This window comes from Paraburkholderia sp. BL6665CI2N2 (assembly GCF_004366535.1).
Classification (GTDB): domain Bacteria; phylum Pseudomonadota; class Gammaproteobacteria; order Burkholderiales; family Burkholderiaceae; genus Paraburkholderia.
The window spans coordinates 5,009,924-5,034,035 of sequence record NZ_SORC01000001.1 but is presented as its reverse complement, the minus strand read 5'-3'; the positions used below and the strand labels follow the sequence as shown (position 1 = coordinate 5,034,035).

The 24,112-nt window shown below is 64.1% G+C and carries 24 protein-coding genes and 1 riboswitch; of the genes, 8 read left to right on the top strand and 16 right to left on the bottom strand.

Annotated elements, in window-relative coordinates:
- Positions 1-62 precede the first annotated feature (62 nt).
- Positions 63-644 (bottom strand): Holliday junction branch migration protein RuvA, encoded by a 582-nt coding sequence (ruvA, locus tag B0G81_RS22495; RefSeq protein ID WP_106284023.1) that lies wholly within the window; start codon positions 642-644, stop codon positions 63-65.
- A gap of 160 nt (positions 645-804) precedes the next feature.
- Here ruvA and B0G81_RS22490 point away from each other — a divergent pair, with 160 nt between their 5' ends.
- Positions 805-1,437 (top strand): LysE family translocator, encoded by a 633-nt coding sequence (locus B0G81_RS22490; protein WP_134138388.1) that lies wholly within the window; start codon positions 805-807, stop codon positions 1,435-1,437.
- Between the two features lie 217 nt (positions 1,438-1,654).
- Here B0G81_RS22490 and ruvC read toward each other — a convergent pair whose 3' ends face one another.
- Positions 1,655-2,197, bottom strand: coding sequence for a crossover junction endodeoxyribonuclease RuvC (gene ruvC / locus B0G81_RS22485; RefSeq protein ID WP_106284025.1), 543 nt, complete (start codon positions 2,195-2,197; stop codon positions 1,655-1,657).
- 128 nt (positions 2,198-2,325) lie between these two features.
- Between ruvC and B0G81_RS22480 the strand changes: the two genes are divergently transcribed.
- Positions 2,326-2,565: a hypothetical protein gene (locus B0G81_RS22480; RefSeq protein ID WP_134138387.1), complete on the top strand. Its 240-nt coding sequence runs from the start codon at positions 2,326-2,328 to the stop codon at positions 2,563-2,565.
- A gap of 284 nt (positions 2,566-2,849) precedes the next feature.
- Here the strand turns inward: B0G81_RS22480 and purH are convergent, their stop codons facing one another.
- The 5 genes from purH to B0G81_RS22455 all read right to left on the bottom strand — a co-directional run bounded on the left by purH (position 2,850) and on the right by B0G81_RS22455 (position 8,825).
- On the bottom strand, positions 2,850-4,415 hold the full coding sequence (purH, locus tag B0G81_RS22475) for a bifunctional phosphoribosylaminoimidazolecarboxamide formyltransferase/IMP cyclohydrolase (protein ID WP_134138386.1): 1,566 nt from the start codon (positions 4,413-4,415) through the stop codon (positions 2,850-2,852).
- Positions 4,416-4,470: 55 nt separating this feature from the next.
- On the bottom strand, positions 4,471-4,704 hold the full coding sequence (locus tag B0G81_RS22470; protein ID WP_007180440.1) for a Fis family transcriptional regulator: 234 nt from the start codon (positions 4,702-4,704) through the stop codon (positions 4,471-4,473).
- Positions 4,701-5,765, bottom strand: coding sequence for a tRNA dihydrouridine synthase DusB (gene dusB, locus B0G81_RS22465; protein ID WP_116139174.1), 1,065 nt, complete (start codon positions 5,763-5,765; stop codon positions 4,701-4,703). Before dusB ends, B0G81_RS22470 begins: the two co-directional genes overlap by 4 nt.
- A gap of 240 nt (positions 5,766-6,005) precedes the next feature.
- Positions 6,006-7,412, bottom strand: a complete 1,407-nt coding sequence (locus tag B0G81_RS22460) for a UbiH/UbiF/VisC/COQ6 family ubiquinone biosynthesis hydroxylase (protein WP_134138385.1) — start codon at positions 7,410-7,412, stop codon at positions 6,006-6,008.
- Between the two features lie 6 nt (positions 7,413-7,418).
- A complete protein-coding gene (locus B0G81_RS22455; RefSeq protein ID WP_134138384.1) occupies positions 7,419-8,825 on the bottom strand; it encodes an aminopeptidase P N-terminal domain-containing protein in 1,407 nt (468 codons plus the stop codon).
- 203 nt (positions 8,826-9,028) lie between these two features.
- Here B0G81_RS22455 and B0G81_RS22450 point away from each other — a divergent pair, with 203 nt between their 5' ends.
- Together B0G81_RS22450 and B0G81_RS22445 are read left to right on the top strand one after the other, a co-directional pair.
- A complete protein-coding gene (locus B0G81_RS22450) occupies positions 9,029-9,643 on the top strand; it encodes a glutathione S-transferase C-terminal domain-containing protein (protein ID WP_181919950.1) in 615 nt (204 codons plus the stop codon).
- A 303-nt stretch (positions 9,644-9,946) separates the two neighbouring features.
- Positions 9,947-10,705 (top strand): M48 family metallopeptidase, encoded by a 759-nt coding sequence (locus tag B0G81_RS22445; RefSeq protein ID WP_116118262.1) that lies wholly within the window; start codon positions 9,947-9,949, stop codon positions 10,703-10,705.
- A gap of 137 nt (positions 10,706-10,842) precedes the next feature.
- Here B0G81_RS22445 and lnt read toward each other — a convergent pair whose 3' ends face one another.
- From lnt to B0G81_RS22410, 7 genes are all read right to left on the bottom strand, one after another.
- Positions 10,843-12,546: an apolipoprotein N-acyltransferase gene (gene lnt / locus B0G81_RS22440; RefSeq protein ID WP_134138383.1), complete on the bottom strand. Its 1,704-nt coding sequence runs from the start codon at positions 12,544-12,546 to the stop codon at positions 10,843-10,845.
- A gap of 60 nt (positions 12,547-12,606) precedes the next feature.
- Complete coding sequence (locus tag B0G81_RS22435) at positions 12,607-13,500, bottom strand: transporter associated domain-containing protein (RefSeq protein ID WP_116118260.1); 894 nt, start codon at positions 13,498-13,500, stop codon at positions 12,607-12,609.
- Between the two features lie 201 nt (positions 13,501-13,701).
- Positions 13,702-14,403 carry a gamma-glutamylcyclotransferase gene (locus tag B0G81_RS22430; protein WP_134138382.1) on the bottom strand — a complete coding sequence of 234 codons (702 nt, stop codon included), beginning with the start codon at positions 14,401-14,403 and terminating at the stop codon, positions 13,702-13,704.
- Between the two features lie 48 nt (positions 14,404-14,451).
- Positions 14,452-14,913 (bottom strand): rRNA maturation RNase YbeY, encoded by a 462-nt coding sequence (ybeY, locus tag B0G81_RS22425; protein ID WP_134138381.1) that lies wholly within the window; start codon positions 14,911-14,913, stop codon positions 14,452-14,454.
- 48 nt (positions 14,914-14,961) lie between these two features.
- Positions 14,962-16,035 carry a PhoH family protein gene (locus B0G81_RS22420; protein ID WP_106284036.1) on the bottom strand — a complete coding sequence of 358 codons (1,074 nt, stop codon included), beginning with the start codon at positions 16,033-16,035 and terminating at the stop codon, positions 14,962-14,964.
- Positions 16,036-16,094: 59 nt separating this feature from the next.
- Complete coding sequence (gene miaB / locus B0G81_RS22415) at positions 16,095-17,468, bottom strand: tRNA (N6-isopentenyl adenosine(37)-C2)-methylthiotransferase MiaB (protein WP_116118257.1); 1,374 nt, start codon at positions 17,466-17,468, stop codon at positions 16,095-16,097.
- A 150-nt stretch (positions 17,469-17,618) separates the two neighbouring features.
- A complete protein-coding gene (locus B0G81_RS22410) occupies positions 17,619-18,602 on the bottom strand; it encodes a LysR family transcriptional regulator (protein WP_134138380.1) in 984 nt (327 codons plus the stop codon).
- Positions 18,603-18,711: 109 nt separating this feature from the next.
- Between B0G81_RS22410 and B0G81_RS22405 the strand changes: the two genes are divergently transcribed.
- The 4 genes from B0G81_RS22405 to ribB all read left to right on the top strand — a co-directional run bounded on the left by B0G81_RS22405 (position 18,712) and on the right by ribB (position 22,340).
- Positions 18,712-19,110: a VOC family protein gene (locus B0G81_RS22405; protein WP_134138379.1), complete on the top strand. Its 399-nt coding sequence runs from the start codon at positions 18,712-18,714 to the stop codon at positions 19,108-19,110.
- 16 nt (positions 19,111-19,126) lie between these two features.
- Positions 19,127-20,293 (top strand): MFS transporter, encoded by a 1,167-nt coding sequence (locus tag B0G81_RS22400; protein WP_134138378.1) that lies wholly within the window; start codon positions 19,127-19,129, stop codon positions 20,291-20,293.
- 187 nt (positions 20,294-20,480) lie between these two features.
- Complete coding sequence (locus B0G81_RS22395) at positions 20,481-21,170, top strand: XRE family transcriptional regulator (RefSeq protein WP_116139193.1); 690 nt, start codon at positions 20,481-20,483, stop codon at positions 21,168-21,170.
- Positions 21,171-21,289: 119 nt separating this feature from the next.
- Positions 21,290-21,473, top strand: a riboswitch (FMN riboswitch).
- A 147-nt stretch (positions 21,474-21,620) separates the two neighbouring features.
- Positions 21,621-22,340 carry a 3,4-dihydroxy-2-butanone-4-phosphate synthase gene (ribB, locus tag B0G81_RS22390; RefSeq protein ID WP_134138377.1) on the top strand — a complete coding sequence of 240 codons (720 nt, stop codon included), beginning with the start codon at positions 21,621-21,623 and terminating at the stop codon, positions 22,338-22,340.
- 177 nt (positions 22,341-22,517) lie between these two features.
- On the opposite strand, the gene B0G81_RS22385 is transcribed toward ribB, so the two are convergent.
- Both B0G81_RS22385 and B0G81_RS22380 read right to left on the bottom strand, forming a co-directional pair.
- Positions 22,518-23,204: an HAD family hydrolase gene (locus B0G81_RS22385; RefSeq protein WP_134138376.1), complete on the bottom strand. Its 687-nt coding sequence runs from the start codon at positions 23,202-23,204 to the stop codon at positions 22,518-22,520.
- Positions 23,205-23,381: 177 nt separating this feature from the next.
- Positions 23,382-24,095, bottom strand: a complete 714-nt coding sequence (locus B0G81_RS22380; RefSeq protein ID WP_106284044.1) for an MIP/aquaporin family protein — start codon at positions 24,093-24,095, stop codon at positions 23,382-23,384.
- Positions 24,096-24,112 lie beyond the last annotated feature (17 nt).

The window sequence follows — 24,112 nt, the reverse complement described above, 5'->3', positions numbered from 1 at the left end:
GCGGCGTGCGGGCGTGTGCGAAGCTTCAGCTGTCGCTCGCATGTCGAACCGAAGACTGAGCTTCAGCCCTTGGACAGCGCCTTCAGCGCGAGCTTGATGCCCTCGGAAACACCGGTGCCGGCCGGCACGTTTTTGACGGCGGCCAACGCTTCTTTTTCGGAGTAACCCAATGCGAGCAGTGCGTTCAGGATATCGGAGGCGTGGTCGGATGCCGACGCCGCGCCCGCCATCGCGCCCAGGTCTGCGCCGATCTTGCCCTTCAGTTCGAGGAGCAAGCGCTCCGCCGTTTTCTTGCCGATGCCCGGCACGCGCGTCAGACGCGCCGCGTCCTGCATCGTGACGGTCTGCGCGAGTTCGTGCACGCTCATGCCCGACAGCACCGCCAACGCCATGCGCGCGCCGATGCCGGAGATTTTCAGCAGTTCGCGGAACGTCGAGCGTTCCTCGGCGGTGCCGAAGCCGTACAGCAGATGCGCATCTTCGCGGACGATCATCTGCGTGAGCAACACGACGCGCTCGCCGGTGGAGGGCAGGTTGTAGAACGTGCTCATGGGCACATCGACTTCGTAACCGACGCCGTTGCAGTCGATGAGCAGATGCGGCGGGTTTTTTTCCAGCAGAACGCCGGCAATGCGACCGATCATGGCGAATTCAATCTCGAGAGAAAGGGCGAGTGTAGCGCAGCGCGTGAGCGTCGAGTGGACAGCGAGTTACGCGTAATCGCGGTTGACCCGCGCGAGGCCACCCCATAGACTGAGATCCCTTTTGGCGGGTTCTCAACCCACTCACCCAGAAGGAGCTTTCATGCTGAGCCTCACCACTCTCGCGCTGTTTGGCGGCGCGTGTCTCGCGTTGACCGCCACGCCCGGTCCTGACATGTTGCTGATTGCCTCGCGCAGTGTGAGCCAGGGGCGTTCCGCGGGCTTTGCGTCGTTGGCGGGCATTCTGGTCGGCACGTATTGTCACGCCTTGGCCGCGGCGTTCGGCTTGTCACAACTCTTTCTGGCCGTGCCGATGGCATACGACGTCGTGCGATTTGCCGGCGCCGCGTACCTGCTCTATCTCGACTGGAAAACATTCCGTGCGCAGAGCACGGTGCTCGCGCCCAATGCGTCGATGAGCCGTTATCCGGTTAGCCGCATTTTCCGTCAGGGCCTCTTTACCAATCTGCTGAATCCAAAAGTCGCGCTGTTCGTGCTCGCACTATTTCCGCAATTCGTGCGGCCCGAAGCGGGGTCGGTCGCGTTGCAGATCATGGTATTGGCCACCGTGCTGAACCTGATCGGCTTCTGCGTGAATGGCGCGGTGATCCTGATGGCGAGCAAGCTGAGCCGCAAGCTGTCGGCAGGGCGGCGGCCGTCCAGGGTGCCGCAGTATTTGTTGGGTACGGTTTTCGCGGGGTTGGCTTGCCGCCTCGCGCTGGCTAGCCGGACTTGACCGGGCAACTGCGCAGTGTAGATGCGTTGCGTACCATCTTGCGTGAGCCGTGAGCCGTGAGCCGTGAGCCGTGAGCCGTGAGCCGTGAGCCGTGAGCCGTGAGCCGTGAGCCGTGAGCCGTGAGCCGTGAGCCGAGCCACGAACGCCGAGCCATGGGCGGCCCACGGGCCTTGAGCGACGACACACGCGGGGCGGTGCGCGGGTTGCGCTTGTCGCGCTACCCCACCAAACGTCCGCGCCTCACCCGCAGCCCCTTCTTCGCCAGTGAAGGCGCGATGCCGCCCAACGTGCTTAGCGTCGTGCCGCCGTGTGCGTGGCAGATTGCCATGCCGAGCGCGTCGGCGGCGTCGGTGCCGGGTACGCCGGAGAGATTGAGCAGGCGCACCACCATCTGTTGCATTTGCTCCTTGGTTGCGCGGCCATAGCCCACCACGGCCTGTTTCAATTGCAGGGCCGTATATTCGGCGACCGGCACGCCACCCGCGACCAGTCCGCAGATCGCCGCGCCGCGCGCCTGGCCGAGCAGCAAGGTGGATTGCGGGTTGACGTTGACGAACACTTTTTCAATCGCCGACTGATCCGGCGAATGCTGGCGGATCAATGTGGAGATGCCTTCGAAGATAGTGCCCAGACGCGACGGCAAGTCGGCGTCGGCGGTTTTGATGACGCCGCTTGCGACATAGCTGAGCTTGTGGCCGCTTTGGTCGATCACGCCGAAGCCGGTGACGCGCAGGCCGGGGTCGATGCCGAGAATTCTCATGAGGTGCCGCAAATGCGGTAAAAACCAGGTGCTTGCGATACTACAACACGCGCGCGACGTGGCGGTCGGCGCGCCGCGATATCGGCGGAATAAAAACTGCTGGGTGGGCTGCAAGGAGGCATTCGGACATGGAGCGCTATCGGAATCTCAGCGGCGACTCGGGCGTCGAGGCTTATGAAATCGGCGACGATTTCGTCGCGGTCCGCTTCAGGCACGGTGTGGTGTATTGGTACACCGAGGCGAGCGTCGGCGCACGGCATGTCGCTGCGTTGAAACGTCTCGCGCAACACGGGCAGGGGCTCAGCACTTATATCAGCCAACACGCTGATGTGAGCGGCGGCTATGCGAGAAAGGACCCGGACGACTGAGCGACGCTTGGCGGAAGCACGGCAGGATCGAAGCGAGCGGAACAAGCGGCATACACGGCACGCACGGCACGCACGGCACGCACGGCACGCACGGCACACACGGCACACACGGCACACACGGCACACACGGCACACACGGCATAAGCGCCGAACCGAAGTCCCCACCAGTCCGCACCAAAAAAAACGGCCCGGCGAATAATTCCACCAGGCCGTTTCCCTAAACCTCAACCCTCACCAGCAACCCCGGTTTCAACAAGAACCCGTCGCCACTGCCAACCCCCAGATCAATGCCGGAAATGTCGCACACCCGTCAGCACCATCGCAATATTGTGTTCATCCGCCGCGCTAACCACTTCATCATCGCGCATCGAGCCGCCCGGCTGAATCACGCACGTTGCGCCTGCCGCCACCACCACGTCGAGGCCGTCGCGGAACGGGAAGAACGCATCCGACGCCACCGCCGAACCGGCGAGCGTCAAACCGGCATTCTGCGCCTTGATGCTGGCGATGCGCGCGGAGTCCACGCGGCTCATCTGGCCGGCGCCGACGCCGAGCGTCATGCCGTTGCCGCAGAACACGATGGCGTTCGACTTCACGAACTTCGCCACGCGCCACGCGAACAGCAGATCGTCCATTTCCTTCGGCGTCGGATGACGCTTCGTGACCACGCGCAATTCGTGCGGCTGCACGTTCTTCGAGTCGAGCGATTGCACCAGCAGGCCGCCGCCCACGCGCTTCAGATCGAACGCGTTATGGCCTTCGCCCAGCGCGATTTCCAGCAGACGCACATTCTGCTTGGCCGCGAACACCTGGCGCGCTTCGGCGCTGAACGACGGCGCGATCAGCACTTCGACGAACTGCTTGGCCACGGCTTGCGCCGCCGCTTCGTCCACTTCGCGGTTGAAGGCGATGATGCCGCCGAACGCCGAGGTCGGATCGGTCTGCAGCGCCTTGGCGTATGCGTCGTGCGCATCCGCACCGAGCGCCACGCCGCACGGATTCGCGTGTTTGACGATCACGCAGGCCGGCACGTCGAAAGTCTTCACGCATTCCCACGCCGCGTCCGAATCCGCAATGTTGTTGTACGACAGTTCCTTGCCTTGCAGCTGGTTGTAGTTCGCCAGCGCGCCGGCCGGCACCGACAGGTCGCGGTAGAACGCCGCGCTCTGATGCGGGTTTTCGCCGTAGCGCAGATCCTGCACCTTGTCGAACGCGAGGTTGAACGTCGCCGGATACGTGTTGCGCGACGAGTGTTGCAACTCGTCGGTGAGGCTCGTCAGATAGTTCGTGATCGCGCCGTCGTATTGCGCGGTGTGCGCGAATACCTTGGTGGCGAGGCGGAAGTTCGTCTTGTACGACACGGCATTACTGTTCGCGCGCATTTCGTCGAGCACGACCGCGTAGTCGGCCGGATCGACCACCACCGTCACGTCGCGATGGTTCTTCGCGGCCGATCGCAGCATGGTCGGCCCGCCAATGTCGATGTTCTCGATCGCGTCTTCCAGCGAGCATTCTTCTTTCGACACGGTCTGCACGAACGGATACAGATTCACGACCAGCAGGTCGATGGTCGGAATGTCGTGCTTTTCAAGCGCTGCCATGTGTTCCGGCAGATCGCGGCGCGCGAGAATGCCGCCGTGCACCTTCGGATGCAGCGTTTTCACGCGCCCGTCCAGCATTTCCGGGAAGCCGGTGTAATCGGCGACTTCGGTGACGGAGAGACCCGCGTCCGCGAGTAGTTTCGCGGTGCCGCCGGTCGACAGGATCTTGACGCCGAGGTCCGACAGCGACTTGGCGAAGTCGACAATGCCGGACTTGTCGGAAACGGAGATGAGCGCTTGCTTGATCATGATGAAGACGAAAAGCCGAAGGGAAACGTGGCAGGGCGCCTGAAACTACAACGAACTACAACAATCCGTGCTGTTGCAGTTTCTTGCGCAGCGTATTGCGGTTGATGCCGAGATACTCGGCGGCCAGCGATTGATTGCCGCCGGCCTGCTCGAGCACCACTTCGAGCAAGGGTTTTTCTACGCAGGAAATGACCATGTCGTAGACGTCGTGCGGATTGGAGCCGTCGAGGTCCTGGAAATACATTCCCAGGCTGTCGCGGACAGATTGTTCGATATTGTTCTTGCTCATGCTGCTAGTCGGTCGGTTTGGTCCGGCTCGCCGTTTTCGTTGAGCGTCTCGTCGACGTAGACGAGACGGTCTGAGATCGCCTTTTGGGCGTCGAAGAATTCGTTGACGGCGAGGAGTTGTTCGCGCGTGGTGTCCAGCGTATTCATGCGATGCCGGAACACGTTGGCGCCAGAAAGGCCGCGAGTGTACCAGCCGATGTGCTTACGCGCAGTGCGGACACCGGTAAATTCCCCGTAGAACGCGTAGTGGTCTTCCAGATGCTCGTTCATCACCTGCTGGATTTCGTCGATGCGCGGCGGCGGCAGCAACTCACCCGTTTGCAGGAAGTACTCGATCTCGCGGAACAGCCATGGGCGCCCCTGCGCGGCGCGGCCGATCATGATGGCGTCCGCGCCGGTGGCGGCGAGCACCTCGCGGGCCTTGTGCGGCGAGGTAATGTCGCCGTTGGCGACCACCGGAATGCGCACGGCCGCTTTCACCGCGGCGATGGTCTCGTATTCGGCGTCGCCGTGGTACAGGTCGGCGCGCGTGCGGCCGTGCACGGTCAGCATGGAAATGCCGGCGGCTTCGGCCAGACGCGCGACGTTCAACGCGTTCTTGTTCTCGCGATCCCAGCCCGTGCGAATCTTCAGCGTGACGGGCACCGCGTCGGGCCCGACGCCGACGGCGCCGACCACGGCCTCGACGATGCGTTGGACCAGCGGCTCGTTCTGCAACAGGGCCGAACCTGCCGCCACGTTGCACACTTTCTTGGCCGGGCAGCCCATGTTGATGTCGATGATCTGCGCGCCGTTCGCCACGTTGTAGCGGGCCGCTTCGGCCATCATGGCCGGATCGGCGCCGGCAATCTGCACGGCGATCGGCTCGACCTCGCCCGCGTGGTTGGCGCGGCGCATGGTCTTCTCGCTTTTCCACAACTGCGCGTTCGAGGCGACCATTTCCGACACCGCATAGCCCGCGCCCAGCCGTTTGCACAGTTGCCGGAACGGCCGGTCGGTCACGCCGGCCATAGGCGCGACGAACAGGTTATTACGCAGATTGTGGGAGCCGAGAGTGGGCATAACGTGAGACGCGGTGGACGCGGGCGCAACCGATTGCTCAATTTTCTGTCAATCGGAGCGTTCGCGAAATGCGAGAGAAAACCGCTATTTTAGCGTTAACGGATAGCCGGCACCCGACATGTGACTGTCGTAACCCATTAAATCTTCTATGAAAGTGCGCCGATTCATAGAACCGGCGCTGCCAGCGCCGACCCTCGTGCGACGAGCAAAAAGGCCGCGCGGCGCGAGCGCGCGGCGCGCCTAGCGGCGCTGTCCGAACATCATTTGCCGTGCCAGCGCGGTTTTTACCGGCGGCAGGAATTCGAGCGCGGTAAGAGCGAGGCCGCGCATCACGGCGAGGGGCGCGAAGTCGATGGTAAAGAGACGAGCGAGCGTGTCCGTTGCGCCGATCGTCAGGCGCCGGTCAAGCGCGCGGCGTTGCGCGAAGGTGGCCAGCGCGAGCGGGGTCGGACCTTCCGCCGACAAGGCGTCGGCGAGCGCGTGCGCGTCGCGCAGACCCAGATTCAGACCTTGGCCCGCGACCGGATGCAGCGTCTGCGCCGCGTTGCCGATCGCGACGACATGACCGTTCACCAGCGTTTCCACCGCGTTCAGTCCCAACGGGAACGACGCGCGTCCCTTGATGTGCGTGAAGCGGCCCATGCGGTCGCCGAACGCGGTGCCGAGTTCGCGCAGGAAGTCTTCGTCGGAGAGTTGCGCGCGGCGCGCGGCTTCATCGGGCGTGCAGCACCAGACCAGCGCGTAGTCGGCGCCGCGCACGCCGCCCATCGGCAGCAATGCGATCGGCCCTTGCGACGTGAAGCGCTCCCACGCCACGTGCGGTTGCGGCGCGGAAACAGTCACCGTGCCGACCAGCGCGGTCTGCCCGTAGTCGCGCGAGCCCGGTTCGACGGCGCCTCGGCCGGCGCGGCGCGCGGCGTCGCCGTCGCGGCCGCTGTGCTGATCAGCGGTTTTCGCCGCGCTATCCGCGACTCGGCTGCCGGTTCTGTCATCGTAGCCGCCGCTTTCGCCGTCGTCGTGGCCGACTTCCTCGTCCGCACTCATGCGCGCGTCGCTGTCGGCGCGTTTTGCCGCGCGTTTAGTGGACTTCTGATCGCCGAACAGGCCGCCTTCGGCATTCACCAGAATGCGCGTGCGCAACTGACGCGTGACGCCCGCGGTTTCGATCGGCAGCGTGACGCCGTCGAATTCCTGCGTCGGCGCCGCAGCCGACGTGGAGCGGAACCAATGCACCGGGGTCGCGTGGACCGCCTCGGCGAGACCGTGCACGATCGAGCCGTAGCGCAGCACGTAGCCGAGCGCCGGCAAGCCGTGTTCGCCATGATCGATCAGCGTGCGGCCGAAGTGCCCGCGCTGCGACACGTGGATGCGCTGGATCGCGGTGGCGTCGGCGGGCCAGCGCAGCGGCTCCAGGATCATCCGGCTGCCGTGCGACACGGCGATCGCGCGCGGATCGGCGATCGAATCTTCCGGTTCGCGCGCGTCGACGAGCGCGATCTTCAACGCCCGCGTCGCGCTGCGGCGCGCCAGCCAGCCGGCCAGCGCCAGCCCGACCGGACCGGCGCCGACGATCGTCACGTCGAAATCGAAGGGCTGGCCGGCCTTGGCGGGCTTCAGGATCACCGTCGACTGGGAAACGTCGTTCATTGCGGGTTACTTCCTTGATTCATATGCCGCGCGGGCTTCTTGCATCAGCGCCTCGATTTCGTCGGCGGCGACCGGCACCTCGCGGGTCATCAGTTCGCAGCCGGTCGGCGTGACGATGGCGTCGTCCTCGATACGGATGCCGATGTTCCAGTAGCGCTCGGGCACGCCTTCGGCCGGCCGGATATACAGGCCAGGTTCGATGGTCAGCGTCATCGACGCCTGCAGTGTGCGCCATGGCAGCGCGCCCGCTTCGTCGCGCGGCGCGCCGCGTTCGCGGTAGTCGCCGACATCGTGCACGTCCATGCCGAGCCAGTGGCCGGTGCGGTGCATGTAGAAGGGCGCGTAGGCGCGCTCCGCGATTACGTCGTCGACCGAGGCGAATTTCGCGCGATCGAGGATGCCGGTGTCGAGCAGACCCTGCGACAGCACGCGCACGGCGGCCTGGTGCGGGTCGTCGAAGGTGGCGCCGGCGCGGGTGGCGTCGATCGCGGCCTGCTGCGCGGCCAGCACGATGTCGTACAGCTCGCGCTGCGCCGGCGTGAAGCGGCCGCTCGCGGGAAAAGTGCGGGTGATGTCGGACGCGTAGCCGTCGAGTTCGCAGGCCGCGTCGATCAGGATCAGGTCGCCGTCCTGAGCAATCGCGTTGCCGGCCGGGTAGTGCAGCACGCAGGCGTTCGCGCCGGCCGCGACGATCGACGTGTAGGCCGGCGCCTGCGCGCCGAACTTGCGGAACGTATAGAGCAGCTCGGCTTCGAGTTCGTACTCGCGCACGCCCGGATGGCACGCCGCCATGGCGCGACGATGCGCCTGGGCGGAAATCTGCCCGGCCCGGCGCATGATGGCGAGTTCGTGATCGTCCTTGATGAGCCGCATCTCGTCGAGCAACGGGACGAGATCGCACGCGGCCGCCGGCGCGGCGACACCGCCGCGGCTTTGCGCGCGCACCGCGTCGAGCCAGCCGCGCACCCGCTCGTCCAGTTGCGCCGAGGCGCCGAGCGCGTAATGCAGCGACGGTTTGTCGGCGAGGAGACGCGGCAGTTGCGTATCGATTTCGCCGATGGCGAACGCGGCGTCGAAACCGAAGGCGGCGCGCGCGCCGTCAGGGCCGAAGCGGAAACCTTCCCACGTTTCGCGCTCGACGTTTTTCTCGCGGCAGAACAGCACCGACGCCGGTTCGCCGGGCGTGGCGCTGGCGTCGAGCACCAGCAGCGCTTCGGGCTCGGTGAAACCGGTCAGGTAATAGAAGTAGCTGTCATGCCGATACGGATAATCGGCGTCCCGATTGCGTAGTGCTTCCGGCGCGGTGGGGACGATGGCGACGCCGCCGCCCGCTGCTCGCAGCGCGGCGAGTACGCGTTCACGGCGCGTGCGGTAGACGTCGATGGCGATGGTGAGTTCGGTCGGCTGGTTCATCGTGCGATTGTAGCGCCCATGCGCGGAGTTATTTTGCGCGGGATACTCACGGAAGCGGCGGCCAACGCGCCGGCGGCGCTGTTGCAATCCGTCCACAGCAAGTCCCCGTGCGGCTCGCGAAGCACCGGCGTGACGCTTCCGAACGCTCGTGAACGCCGCCAAGCACTTATACTTTCGCCGGATTCAGAAAAAGGCAGATGGTAATGATGAAACTCATCGGTTCGCTCGCCAGTCCGTTCGTGCGTAAAGCGCGGATCGTGCTGGCCGATAAGAAGATCGACTACGAACTGGTGCCCGAGAATGTCTGGGCGCCGGACACCCGCATTCACACTTTCAATCCGATCGGCAAGGTGCCGTGCCTCGTGATGGAAGATGGCGAAGCAGTGTTCGACTCGCGCGTGATCTGTGAATACGTGGATACGCTTTCGCCGGTCGGCAAGCTGATTCCCCAGTCGGGACGTGAGCGTGTCGAGGTTCGCTGCTGGGAAGCGCTCGCGGACGGCGTGCTGGACGCGGCGGTGCTGATTCGCCTCGAAGGCACGCAGCGCGCTCCGGAGCAGCGCGTGGACGCGTGGGTCGCGCGCCAGCAGCGCAAGATCGACGAAGCCCTGGTCGCGATGGCGCAGGGATTGGGCAGCAAGACGTGGTGCGCGGCCAACCACTACACGCTCGCCGATATCGCGCTGGGTTGCGCATTGGGTTATCTGGATTTCCGCATGCCGGAATTGAACTGGCGCGAACCGTATCCGAACCTGGACAAACATTTCCAGAAGCTCTCGCTGCGTCAGTCGTTCATTGATACGGCGCCTTCCGACTGAATAGTGAGCTAAATGGATGCGAGGCGATGCAGTCTTGAATAACATGGCTCGCCGTATCGGGAAGTTTGCAAAATAGTGTCATTAGGCTTCCAGAGTCATGAATTAAAGCTTACGTTTGTGGTAAAAATGCGCCTGTCCGTCAGGCGCATTTTTTTTGTCTTTGGCGGGCTGTAAATGCGTCCATGCGGGTTTATGCAATTTACATAACGGTTTCTTTTCCTGCCGATATGAAACCTGTTGCGAACAGGCGGTGCATTAAAAGCGCGCCGCAGAAACGAATAACATCGTAGAGAGACTTCCACCATGAAATCGTACCGCCTTGCCATTGCCGTTTCCGCCTGCGCTTTATTTGCAGCGTGCTCGAATGTCGGCAACGTCGATCCGTCCGCGCTGATCAAGTCCGGCCAGATGGCCACTCAGGCTGCCACGCTGAGCGACGCCGACGTGCGAGCCCTGACTGACAAGTCGTGCGCGCAACTCGACAGCGAAAACAAGATTGCCGCCGCGAACAGCAACTACCAGAAGCGGCTGAACAAGATCGCCGCGCAACTGGGCGACAACATCAACGGCACGCCGGTGAACTACAAGGTGTATATGACCAAAGACGTCAACGCGTGGGCCATGGCCAACGGCTGCGTGCGCGTCTACAGCGGTCTGATGGACATGATGAACGACAACGAAGTGCGCGGCGTGGTCGGCCATGAAATGGGCCACGTGGCGCTCGGTCACACGAGGAAGGCGATGCAGGTCGCGTATGCGACTTCGGCGGCACGCTCGGTGGCGTCGTCGGCGGGCGGGGTGGCGGGGGCGCTGTCCGGTTCGCAGCTCGGCGATTTTTCGGAGAAGCTGATTAACGCGCAATTCTCGCAAACGCAGGAAAGCGCCGCGGACGATTATTCGTTCGACTTGCAGAAAAAGAAGAATCTCGATCCGTCGGGATTGGTGACGGCATTCAACAAGCTCGCCGCGTTGGATGGCGGTAAATCGAGCATGTTGAGTTCGCATCCGGCTTCGCCGGCGCGTGCGCAGCATATTCAGCAGCGCATTGCTTCGAACCAGTAAATTTGATTCGAGATAAAACGCGCGCTCGCAGTATTCCGCGGCGCGCGTTTTTTATGGCGGTGTTTCCCTGTGGCTTGATTCGCGCGCGCCGCTTTTATACAGGCGGCGCTAGGGAGCGATGCGCTTAATCGCGCGGCTTATTGCTTGCCGTTGCGCCGCCGCGTAATGCCCGGCCCGAATGCAAAGCCGACCGCCAACAGCAGCAACGACACCGCCAGCACGGTGTTATTGCCACTCGTGATGTAAGGCGTGCTGCCCGCGGTTCCTTGCACGGTGACATCCAGCGAGCCGATCGTGTAAGGCGTCAGGCGTCCGATCACCTTGCCATTTGCGTCGATCGCGGCGGTCATGCCGGTGTTGGTCGCGCGCAGCATCGGTCGGCCGGTTTCCAGCGAGCGCATGCGCGCGATCTGCAGATGCTGGTCGAGCGCGATCGTGTCGCCGAACCAGGCCAGGTTGGTCGAGTTGACCAGCACGCCGGCGGGCGTAGCGCTTTCGCGGATGGTCCGCGCAATCTCCTCGCCGAAAATGTCTTCGTAGCAGATGTCCACGGCGACCGGCTGGTTGTGCACCATGAACGGCTTCTGCACCGGCGCGCCACGGAAGAAATCGCCGAGCGGAATGCTCATCAGATTGACGAACCAGCGGAAGCCCCACGGCACGAATTCGCCGAACGGCACGAGATGGTGCTTGTCATAGCGATACACGTCGCGCGTGCCGGGCGTGACGCCGAACAGGCTGTTCGTATAGTCGATTACCTGGCCTTCCGGCGTGATCGTGCCGCCGATCGCGCCGAACAGAATCGCGCTGCCGGTCGAGTCCGAGAAGTTGCGCACCGCCGAGGCAAACGGCGCCGGCAACTGCTGCGCGAGCACCGGGATGGCGGTTTCCGGCGTGACGATCAGATCGGCGGGTTTCGAGGTGATCATCTGTTGAAACTGATCGATCGCGGCGCGCATGCCGGATTCCTCGAATTTCATTTCCTGTTTGACATTGCCCTGCAGCAGACGCACGGTCAGCGGCGCGTTGGCCGGCACCGTCCATTGCACGAGCGGCAGCAGCAGGCCGGCGGCGATCAGCGCCAGTGCGATCGCGCCCGGCACGGCGACGCGCGCCACGCCCGCTTTCGCGCCGTTATTGCCGGTGTTGCCGGCCCGGCTTTGCTTGCGCGAGGAGAGGAACGCGAGCAAAGCCTGCACGATTAGCGCGGCCACCAGCGCCAGCATCCAGCCGACGCCGTACACGCCCGCCACCGGTGCAAAGCCGGCAAACGGACCGTCCACCTGAGCGTAACCGCTCGCCAGCCACGGAAAGCCTGTGAACACCGTGCCGCGCAACCATTCGCCGATTGCCCACGCGCTCGCGAACGCTAGCGCGCCATGCCAGGTCGGCGAGAAGGGCGTGTCGTCGGCGGCCGCGCCGTTGCGCGCGTGTCCGGCGCAGAACGACCAGACGCCCGCCGCCAGCGCCGGATATATCGCCAGATACAGCGAGAACAGCACGACGGCCGCGCCGGCGAGCGGCGCCGCCATGCCGCCGTAGAAATGCATGCTGACGTAGAGCCACCACACGCCGGTCACGAAATTACCGAAACCGAATGCGCCGCCCGTCAGCGCCGCGCTTTTCCAGCCGGTGCTGCGCGTGAGCCAGGCGAAGAAGAACGCGAAGATCGCGAGTTCGAGCCAGCCGCCGTGCGGCGTCGGCGCGAACGAGAGCGTATTGGCCGCGCCCGCGGCCAGCGCGACCAGGTAATGCCAGCGCGGCAGCGTGCGGCCAAGGGTTTGCTGGGCGGCAGAAGCGCTCACGCTGCGGCGCGAACGGGAAGTCATCGGGTCGGCCATTGTTGCGCGGTCGGCGTGAGGAGTTGGAGAGGCGGGAACAAGACCCAGCGAAAAGTGGGCTCAGGTCTGCACGTGCTGCGCTTCGCGCTCGCGCTGGCCCGCGAGCGGATCGCGGCGCACCAGCAGCATGTGAATCTGGCGGGCATCGCCGCGTAGAATCTCGAAGATCAGATCGTCGAGGCGGACTTTTTCGCCCCGATGCGGCACCCGTCCGAAGTGATGCGTGACAAGTCCGCCGATCGTGTCGACTTCATCGTCCGAATAGTGCGTGCCGAAGGCCTCGTTGAACTGTTCGATTTCGGTCAGCGCGCGCACGCGGAAACGTCCGTCCGGCGAGGCGATGATATTGCCGCTTTCCTCGTCGAAATCGTATTCGTCTTCAATATCGCCGACGATCTGTTCCAGCACGTCTTCGATCGTGATCAGGCCGGCCACGCCGCCGTATTCGTCGACCACCACCGCGAGGTGATTGCGATTCACACGGAAGTCGTGCAGCAGCACGTTCAGGCGCTTCGATTCGGGGATGAACACGGCGGGGCGCAGCATGCCGCGCACGTCGAACTCTTCTTCGGCGTAATAGCGCAGCAGGTCTTTGGCGAGCAGCACACCGATGATGTTGTCGCGATTGCCCTCGTAGACCGGATAGCGCGAGTGCGCTTTTTCCAGCACGTAGGGGATGAATTCGGCGGGATTTTCCGCGATATTGATCGCGTCCATTTGCGCCCGCGGCACCATGATGTCGCGCGCGCTGAGTTCGGACACCTGGAATACGCCTTCGATCATCGACAGCGAGTCGGCGTCGATCAGGTTGCGCTCGTGCGCATCCTGCAGAATTTCCAGAAGTTCGGCGCGCGAGTCGGGCTCGGGCGAGATGAAGTCGGTCAGACGCTCGAGGAGTGAGCGCTTTTCCTGCGGTTTGTCGAGTTCGCGTCGACTGGGATACGTGTCGTTCATGGTAGTGCGCCCGGCAAGACTGGGCGCGCTGTTGCAGAGCATTAAGGATACACCAGGCACATGGCAGGACCGTGTCCCGCCCAGCTGGGCGATGAGTGAAGCTGGGGTGAAGCGGCTCCGCCGTGAGGACGGGCGTGGGTCAATCCTAACTGATTACGCGCGGAAAAGCGTTTTCGGGAAAAAAAGCGCCGTTCGCCGCGGTTATTTCTGGTCTGCTTTCTGGCCCGCTTTCACGTTCGCTTCGCGGCTTTGCTCGCGGCACCGTTCGAGCAGCGCTTCGAGCGCGCGGTCGGGCATGCCGCTCTCACGCAGCGCATGGACCGTTCGGCTGACGTAGTCGAGCGTGGTGCCGTAGCGCCCGCTCGCGCAGCCGAACACGGTCTTGACAATGTCGTCGCGCAGCTTGCCGGTGTAGGTCGGCACGTCACGGCGCATGACGAAGGCGAGTGCGTCGACGCGCCGGCCGTCGGCGAGCACGCAAGGCAGCCACGCCGGGCGGTACGAGCCCATCGCCATTTCGCGGCGCCAGAGCGCTTCGAGATGCGGCATCGAGCCTTCGGCCGCGAGCCGGAATGCGATGCCGGTGCACGAGCCGCCGCGATCGAGCGCCAGCACGAGTCCGGGCTGTTCGGGCGTGCCACGATTCACGCGCGACCACAGATAGAGCCCGCGGTGATAGCCGTGGACCTTCGAACGAGTGGCTTCGACGGTTGGCAGGCCGGGATTCCAGATCAGCGACCCGTAGCCGAACAGCCAAAGGTCGCTTTTGCGGTCCCAGTCGCGCAACGTGCAGTCGAGCGACGCGCGCAACTCCTCGTCCGTCAGAAGCCGCGATTCGCCGAGCGCCGGCGGATAGTCCGGGCACGGTGTTCGGGTGTCGGCTTCAGGAGAAGAGAGGCTCACGATGGTTTTGAACGGATTGGACGTTGGCGACGCGCGGGTGATCGACGCCTACCGGTACGGATCGGGAAAGCCGAGCTTGCCGAGGATTTCCGTTTCGATGGCTTCCATTTCCTCGGCTTCTTCCTCGACTTCGTGGTCGTAGCCCTGGGCGTGGAGCGTGCCGTGCACGAGCAGATGCGCGTAGTGCGCGATGAGCGGCTTGCCCTGTTCGGCGGCTTCTTTCTCGACCACCGGACAGCATAGGATCAGGTCGCCAGTCACGGGATCGTCTTCCGATTCGGCGTAGGCGAAGGTCAGCACGTTGGTCGAATAATCCTTGCCGCGATAGGTGCGGTTCAGCGTGCGGCCTTCTTCGGCATCGACGAAACGCACCGTCAGTTCGCCGTCCGCGAAGAGCGCCGCCTTGATCCAGCCGGCCACGGTGGCGCGCGGCAGCAGCGCCTTGTGTTCCGGCCAGGTCTTGGCGGCGGGGAATTGCAGATTCAACGTCAGTTTCGGAGCGCGGCTCATGCGGTGTCGTTTTAATGCTTTCGTTGCGTTCTTTATAGCTGCGGGCGCTTAGCGCGAATCCGCCGGGCTGGCGGTTTTCTGCGAATGCGCATCGTACGCCTCCACAATTCGCGCGACCAGCGGATGCCGCACCACGTCCGCGCTGGTAAAGCGTGTCAGCGCGATGCCGCGCACATCGGCCAGCACCTGCTGCGCTTCGATCAGCCCGCTCTTGTGGCCGCGCGGCAAGTCGACCTGAGTCGTGTCGCCGGTGACCACTGCCTTCGAGCCGAAGCCGATCCGCGTGAGGAACATCTTCATCTGTTCGGGCGTGGTGTTCTGCGCCTCGTCGAGGATGATGAACGCGTGGTTCAGCGTGCGGCCGCGCATGTAGGCGAGCGGCGCGATTTCGATCATTTGCCGCTCGAACATCTTGGCGGTCTTGTCGAAGCCGAGCAGATCGTACAGCGCGTCGTACAAAGGACGCAGATACGGATCGACCTTTTGCGCCAGATCGCCCGGCAGGAAGCCGAGACGCTCGCCCGCTTCGACAGCCGGACGCGTCAGCACGATGCGTTTGACCTGATCGCGTTCGAGCGCGTCCACCGCGCAAGCCACCGCGAGATAGGTCTTGCCGGTGCCGGCCGGGCCGATGCCGAAGGTCACGTCGTGCGAGATGATCTGCTTCAGATACTCGCGCTGCGCCGGCGTACGGCCGCGCAGGTCGGCGCGCCGTGTGTACAGCTTCGGGCCGAGTTCCTCGATGTCGTCGTCGCCGGCGTCGGCGGGCTCGTCGAACGGATGATCCGGATTGCCGGGGAAACGCGGGTCCAGCGCTTCCGTGCCATGCCCGTTGCCGTTCGTGCGACGCCGTGCCGGCTGACGCACTTCAACGAGCGCGAGCTGGATATCGTCGACCGACAGTGGCTTCTGCGAGTTGTCGTAGAACTTTTCGAGCGCGGTGAGCGCGAGTTTCGCGCCGCGCCCGCGAATCGTGATGCGGTGGCCACGGCGTTGCAGCGTTACGTCGAGCGCCTGCTCGATCTGGCGCAGATTCTCGTCGAGCGGGCCGCAGAGGTTGGCGAGCCGCGCGTTGTCTTCGCGCGGTGCGGTGAATTCCAGATGCTGCTGAGTGGTCTTCAAGGCGGTGGGTCGATCCTGTCGGTTTCGATACGCGGGTTGGCGGCGCGGGTTGGCGTCGCTTAGTGGGTCGTGGCCGGGGCGTCGTCATGAACCAGCACGAGCTCGCCACGTAGCGAATGTGGGTACGCTTTGACGATTTTCACGTCGACCATCTGGCCGATCAGCCTGGCGTGCGACGCGACCGGCGCCGGGAAATTCACCACGCGGTTGTTCTCGGTACGGCCGGCGAGTTCGTTGGGATCCTTGCGGGCCGGGCGCTCGACCAGTATGCGCTCGATCTTGCCGACCATCGAATCGCTGATGCGCTGCACGTTTTCCTCGATGGTGGCCTGCAAATGTTGCAGACGCCTGAGCTTCACTTCGCGCGGCGTGTCGTCGTGCAGATTCGCGGCCGGCGTGCCGGGACGCGGACTGTAGATGAACGAGAAACTGGTGTCGTACTTCATCTCGTGCACGAGCGCCATCATCTTGTCGAAGTCTTCTTCCGTCTCGCCGGGGAAGCCGACGATCATGTCCGTGGAGAGCGACAGGTCCGGGCGGATCGCGCGCAGCTTGCGGATCACGGACTTGTATTCGAGCACCGTATAGCCGCGCTTCATGGCCATCAGGATGCGGTCCGAGCCGTGCTGCACCGGCAAATGCAGGTGGCTGACGAGCTTCGGCACTTTCGCGTAGGTGTCGATCAGGCGCTGCGTGAATTCCTTCGGATGCGACGTGGTGTAGCGAATCCGTTCGATGCCCGGAATATCCGCGACGTATTCGATCAACTGAGCGAAGTCGGCGATTTCTGTCGAACCCAGCGTGAGACCGGCGCGGTAAGCGTTCACGTTCTGACCGAGCAGCGTGACTTCGCGCACGCCCTGGTCGGCAAGGCCGGCGATTTCGGTCAGCACGTCATCCAGCGGACGCGACACTTCTTCGCCGCGCGTGTACGGCACGACGCAATAGCTGCAGTACTTGCTGCAACCTTCCATGATTGACACGAACGCGCTCGGGCCGTCGACGCGCGCCGGCGGCAGGTGATCGAACTTTTCGATTTCCGGGAACGAGATGTCCACTTGCGCGCGGCCGCTTTCACGGCGCTTGTCGATCATTTGCGGCAGACGGTGCAGTGTTTGCGGGCCGAACACCAGATCGACATACGGCGCGCGCGACACGATTGCCGCGCCTTCCTGGCTCGCCACGCAGCCGCCCACACCGATGATCAGATTCGGATTCGCTTCCTTCAACTCGCGCACGCGGCCGAGGTCGGAGAACACTTTTTCCTGCGCCTTTTCGCGCACCGAGCACGTGTTGAACAGAATGACGTCCGCGTCTTCCGGCGTGTCGGTCTTGACGAGTCCTTCAGCCGCGCCGAGTACGTCGACCATCTTGTCGGAGTCGTACTCGTTCATCTGGCAGCCAAAGGTCTTTACATAAACTTTCTTGGTCATCGAATTTCGCCGGTCGCAGTGGTTAACCTGGGGGCGTCGTTTAAAAAGGTGAACAGGGCGAAACGTGCGAGCGGGCCGCGGGGCGGTGCTGATCACCGTCATGGGCCGCCGTGGGCAGCTTTCGGGGCACGTTTGCAGCGTAGCTGAATATTATAGCCCTTCGCGCGATGCGGTTTCCCCGGCCGCCTCGCCGTGCGCACGCTCCGGCGGCAAGCCCAGCAGGCCTTCCAGTTCGTCCGACACCTGCGCGAAACGCTCGCTCAGAAAATCCAGCAACACGCGCACGCGCGGGGCCATGAAGCGGTTGCGATGGTAGAGCGCGTGCAGCGGCGCGTCCGGATAACGCCATTCCGGCAGCAGGATCTTCAGGCCGTCGGCGCGCAGGTCGGCCTCCACATCCCACATCGACTTGATCGCGATGCCGTAACCGCGCAGCGCCCATTCGCGGGCGACCGCGCCGTCGTTGGTTTCGCGGGCGGTTTCGAACGGCACGGTGTAGTGCTGCACCTCGTCGCCGCGCGTGAAGCGCCACTCGTTCGCCAGCCCGGCGGCGGTGGCCAGCACGATGCAGTCGAAATTCGCCAGATCGTGCGGATCTTTCGGCTCGCCCTTGCGCGCGATGTAGTCCGGCGACGCGCACAGCACGCGCCGGTTCGGCGCCAGCTTGCGGGCGACCAGCGAACTGTCCTGCGGCACGCCGAAGCGGATCGCCAGATCGATGTCCTCCTGCACCAGATTCGCCAGCGAGTCCGACAGCGTGAGCGCGAAGGTCACTTCCGGATACAGCGCGTTGAATTCGTCGAGCCAGTGCATCAGCAGATTGCGGCCGAAGTCCGAGGTCGCCGACACCCGCACCTTGCCGCGCACGACCCCTTGGCCGGCTTGCAGGGCGGCTTCGGCGTCGTCGAGCGATTGCAGCGCCTGACGGCAGCAGTTCAGGTACAGGCGGCCTTCGTCAGTGAGCCTGAGTTGACGGGTGGTGCGCTCGAACAGGCGCGCTTTGAGGCCGGCTTCGAGCTTGGCAAGGCGCGCGCTGGCGGCGGCGGGCGTCAGTCCCAGCTTGCGGCCCGCGGCCGACAGGCTGCCCTGCTGCGCCGCTTCGACGAACAGGCGGATATCACCGAGGTTGTCCATGAGGGATCTTTCAAATGAGATTTGAAAATGCTTCAAATGCTACGCCAATTATCAAATTGACGCGCAGCCCCGACAATGCGCCCATGGAAAACCCTGAGGCCGCCACGCCATGCAACTCGATCACGCGACCATCGTCACTGCCGATCTCGACACGGCCCGACGTTTTTTCGTCGACGTCGCCGGGCTGACCCAAGGCGCCCGGCCGCCGTTTTCGATTGACGGCTACTGGCTGTACGCAAACGGCCGCCCGCTGATTCACCTGATCGACGGGACAGCGCCCGCCGCGGGTGGCAGGACGGCGCCGCGCATCGACCACATCGCCTTCCGGCTGGAGAGCGCCGCCGAATGGCAGGCGCTGCTCGGCCGCCTGCACGCGCACGGCGTCGACTTTCAAACCGCGCGCGTGCCGCAGATGGGACCGCAAGAGGCACAGGCGCAACTGTTCGTGGCGCTCGCGCCAGGCGTCGTCGTCGAATTCGTGACTGCGCTGCATCACGCTCAAATTTAGAACCTGGAGAAGAGAAATGCCCATTCCATTACTCGCGCTGGCGATCAGCGCATTCGCAATCGGCACGACGGAGTTCGTGATCATGGGCTTGCTGCCCGAGGTCGCGCACGATCTGGCGGTGTCGATTCCGTCGGCGGGATTGCTGGTGAGCGGCTACGCGCTCGGCGTCGCGGTCGGCGCGCCGCTGCTCGCGGTGGTGACCAGCAAGATGCCGCGCAAGCTGGCGTTGCAGTTGCTGATGGGCGTGTTCATCGTCGGCAATACGCTGTGCGCGGTCGCGTCCAGCTATTCCGTGCTGATGATCGCGCGCGTGGTGACGTCGTTCGCGCACGGTTCGTTCTTCGGCATCGGCGCGGTGGTGGCGGCTTCGCTCGTGCCGGCCGAAAAGCGCGCCAGCGCGATCGCGCTAATGTTCACCGGCCTGACGCTCGCGAACGTGCTCGGCGTGCCGTTCGGCACGTTCGTCGGCCAGGAGTTCGGCTGGCGCGCGGCGTTCTGGATTGTCAGCGCGTTCGGCGTGCTGTCGCTCGCGGGCGTGACGGCGCTGGTGCCGAATCGTCATGATGCCGGCCCGGTCGGCCTTGGTCACGAAGTGCGCGTGTTGAAGGATCCGCAAGTCTGGACCGCGCTCGCGATGACGGTGCTCGGCTTCGGCGGCGTGTTCGTCGTGTTCACCTATATCGCGCCGATTCTCGAGCAGGTGAGCGGCTTCTCGCCGCGCGGCGTCACGCTGATCCTGGTGCTGTTCGGCGTGGGTCTGACGATCGGTAATACGATCGGCGGCAAGCTGGCGGACCGTGCGCTGATGCCGTCGCTGATGGGCATTCTGGTGGCGCTCGCGGTGGTGATGGCGATCTTCGCGCACACCAGCCATTCGCAAGTGGCCGCGGCGATCACGATCTTCGTATGGGGCATTGCTGCGTTCGCCACGGTACCGCCGTTGCAGATGCGCGTAGTCGAGAAGGCGGCCGCGGCGCCGAATCTGGCCTCGACGCTGAATATCGGTGCGTTCAACGTCGGCAATGCGGGTGGCGCGTGGCTCGGCGGTCTGGTGATCAATCACGGCCATTCGCTCGATACCTTGCCGTGGGTGGCGGCAGCGGTCAGCGTGGCGGCATTGCTGCTGACGTGGTTCGCGGCGCGCATGGATGCGCCGGCGACGACGGTGGCGCAGCGGGCGTGAGCGTGCTTGAGTCCATGAATCGCCGCACCCGTGCCCTTATGAAAAATTCGCACAAGCATTGCGGAAAACGTCCTCCGCAATGCTGATAACAGTGTGAAGATAACTTCGTTGGGCGTGGCGCGGCGCGATGCTATCTTGCTTCCACTAACCGTTTGCCCGCCGTCCGGCGGCGCTCCTGGAGGCAATCATGCATTCCCCGCTTGCGCTGGTTCGTGATCCCACGGCTGACACCGATACGTCGCCGCGTGCCGCTGAACCCTTCGATGCACTTGAACATCTGGTCGGCGTGAATCTCGCCCGTTTGCGCGCCGAGCGGCAGTTGTCGCTCGACGCTTTGGCTCGCGCATCCGGCGTCTCTCGCGCCATGCTCGCGCAGATCGAGTCGGCGCGCAGCGTGCCGTCCATCAAGGTGCTGTGCAAGGTGGCGGCGGCGTTGAAGGTGTCGGTGGCGGCTTTCTTGCGGCGTCACGCGACCAACGGCTTCGAGCATTTGCCGGCGGAGCGTTCGTCGCGTGTCGTCAGTTCGAACGGACGCTATTCGGCCCGGCCGCTTTATCCCGACGCCGAGCCGACCGCCGCCGAGTTTCACGAATTGCGTATCGCGCCGCTGCACACCGAAGCCGGCACGCGGCGCGCGCCTGGCACCACGGTGAATCTGGTGGTGAGCGAAGGCACGCTGGAGGTCAGCGTCCACGATCAACGCCAGTTGCTGGCCACGGGCGACGCGATCGTGTTCGACGCCGACCAGCCGCATAGCCTGCGCAATCCCGGCGACACGGAAGCGCGCGCGTTTCGCGTGACGTTGAAAGCGGAGACGCCGCCGCGCTGGGACGTTCAAGCGCACCACGAACCGGCGCGCGAGGCCGCGCCGGTTTGATCGGTATCGTTGACGGATGGATGCGCTCCGATTTGGAGATCTCCGTCTGACGAGTAGGGTTGCGCTGCAGGTGCGGCGCGACTGCTGTATGCTTTGCCAGCCGGTCGATCCGGCAATCAGTGCGTCTTCAGGGCGGGGCGAAATTCCCCACCGGCGGTATGCCGGCAACGCGAAAGCGTGAGCCGGTGAGCCCGCGAGCGCCCACGTCGTACGGTCTTCCGAACCGGAAAGACTGAAGTGGGGTCAGCAGATCTGGTGAGAAGCCAGAGCCGACGGTTAGAGTCCGGATGGAAGAAGATGTGCAGATAGTCATGTTCGTTTCCGTGGCGCCGCTTGCAGGTCGAGGCGGTGCGCGAGCGTCGCTTTGCGCGGCGTTCAACGGCGCGTCTTTGTCTGTTTGCAATGCCCTGAAACGTTTCTCGCCCAACTTTTGCGATGAGCGTTTCAATCATGACCTTTGCTACTTTCCCTGCTCCGTCGACGATTGCGGATAGCGCATTCCTCGACCTCCCGCTGCTCGCCACCGAAGCCGTTCCGCCGCGTATCGCCGCCGCCTTGCAAGCCATGCGCGATGGCCGCGCCGTCGTTCTGCAAGACGACCACGACCGTGAGAACGAAGCCGATCTGATCGTATCCGCCGAGCGTCTGTCCGTCGAAACCATGGCGTTGCTGATCCGCGAATGCAGCGGCATCGTCTGCCTGTGTTTGCCCGACGAGAAGATCCGCGCGCTCGAACTGCCGCCCATGTCCGTCAACAACGAAAGCCGTCACGGCACCGCGTTCACGGTCTCGATCGAAGCACGCGACGGCGTGACTACCGGCGTCTCCGCGCTCGACCGCGTGACGACGATTCGCGCCGCGATCGCCGACACGGCGAAGCCCGCCGATATCGTGCGTCCCGGTCACGTGTTCCCGCTGCGTGCGCAACCCGGCGGCGTGCTGGCGCGTCGCGGCCACACCGAAGGCACGGTCGATCTCGCGATTCTGGCGGGTCTGAAGCCGGCCGGCGTGCTGTGCGAACTGATGAACCCGGACGGCACGATGACGCGCGGTGCGGACGTGGAGCGCTTCGCCGCGCAACACAATCTGCCGATGCTGACTATCGCCGAGCTGGTGGAGTTTCGTCAGGCGCTGGCGCACGCGCGCGAATGCGTGGCTGACGAGGTGTGACTCGTATGCGCGCGTGAGGTGACGCGCGCATACGCTTCCGCTCCCGCGTAGATGCAAAAAAGCCGGCAAGCTTGAAATGCCGGCTTTTCCCATTGCCGCGTGACGGTTACGGTTGCATGCCGCCGAATTCGCCATGAACGCCGGCATTGCAGCCGGCTTTTCCGTTAGCCGCCAGTGCTACGACTGCACGTCGCCGAACTCGCCGCGTACGCCGGCTTCGACCAGCGCGGGCAACTCGTCCATATGCTGCATGATCCGCGTCATGCCCATCTTGCGCAGCGCGTCCGCATAGCCATCGGGAATATGGCTCGCGCCGACGAAAGCGATCGTCTTCATGCCCGCCGCGCGCGCGGCATTCAAACCCGCCACGCTGTCTTCCACCACCACACATCGCGACGGTTCCACGCCCAGCGTTTTCGCGGCGAACAGATATACGTCGGGATAAGGCTTCGGCCGCGCCACCTGTTCCGCGCTGAAAATGCGTTCGCCGAAAATCTGCTGCAAACCCGCGCGCCGCACCGACGCATTCACGCGCGCCATCCGGCTGTTCGACACGACGGCGGCCGGCAACGTGAGGCGTTGCAAGGCGTCGCGCACGCCGTTGATCGGGCTCAGCGAAGCCGCGAGCTCAAGCTCGACGTTGTGTTCGATGGTGTCGAAAAAATTCGCGGGCAGCGTGATATCGAACGACTTCTCGATGCCTTCGAGAAAGCGCGACGTTTGCTGACCAAAGGCCGTCTTGACGATGGGTTCGAAGTCGAGGCCGGGGAACGTGGCGGTCAGCGTTTCGAGCATCACGCGGTCAGCGATGATTTCGCTGTCGACGAGGACGCCGTCGCAGTCACAAATAAGGTGGTCGATCATGCCTGAAAACGGAAAGCGAAGCGCATGCGCAAGGCAATTGCAAGCGCATGCGCGGTAAGTGAAAGCGTCATGATACGTGCTTTGGCGGCGCCTGAGCGGCGCCGCTGCTTTCCGTGACTTCTTTGCTCGGGCGCACCGTGATGTACGCCTGAGTGAGCCCTACCTACGCCGCGCGGATCAATGCGCGTGCAGATACAGATATAGACACGCCGCCGCCGCGCCACCCAGCAACGGACCGCAAACCGGAATCCACGCATAGTGCCAGTCGCTGTCGCGCTTGCCTGGAATCGGCAGCAGCGCGTGCATCAAACGCGGCGACAGATCGCGAGCGGGACTCATCGCGTAGCCGGTCGGGCCGCCGAGCGAGATGCCGATGCCGAGAACCAGCAAGCCGACCGGCAGTGCGTCGAGCGCACCGAGACCGACTTGCGGCGAAGCCAGATACAGCACGCCCAGGATCAGCACGAATGTGGCGATCATTTCGGTGAGCAGGTTGTGCGGCACGCTGCGAATCGCGGGCGAGGTGCAGAACACGCCGAGCTTCACGTCGGCGTCGGCTTCTTTGGCGAAGTGCTGGCGATACGCCATCCACACCAGCAGCGCGCCGGCCATGCCGCCGAGCATTTGCGCCGCGATATAGCCGGGCACTTTGGCCCAGGCGAATTTGCCCGCCAGTGCGAGGCTGATGGTCACGACCGGATTCAGGTGAGCGCCGCTGAACGACGCAGTGACGTAGACGGCGATGAACACGGCCATCGCCCAGCCCATGACGATCACGATCAGGTCCGCGCCTTTGCCTTTGGTGCGCGCGAGCAGCACGTTGGCGACGGCGCCGTCGCCGAGCAGCACCACGAGTGCTGTGCCGATGAATTCAGCAATGTAAGGAGACATCGTTGGGTATCCGAAAT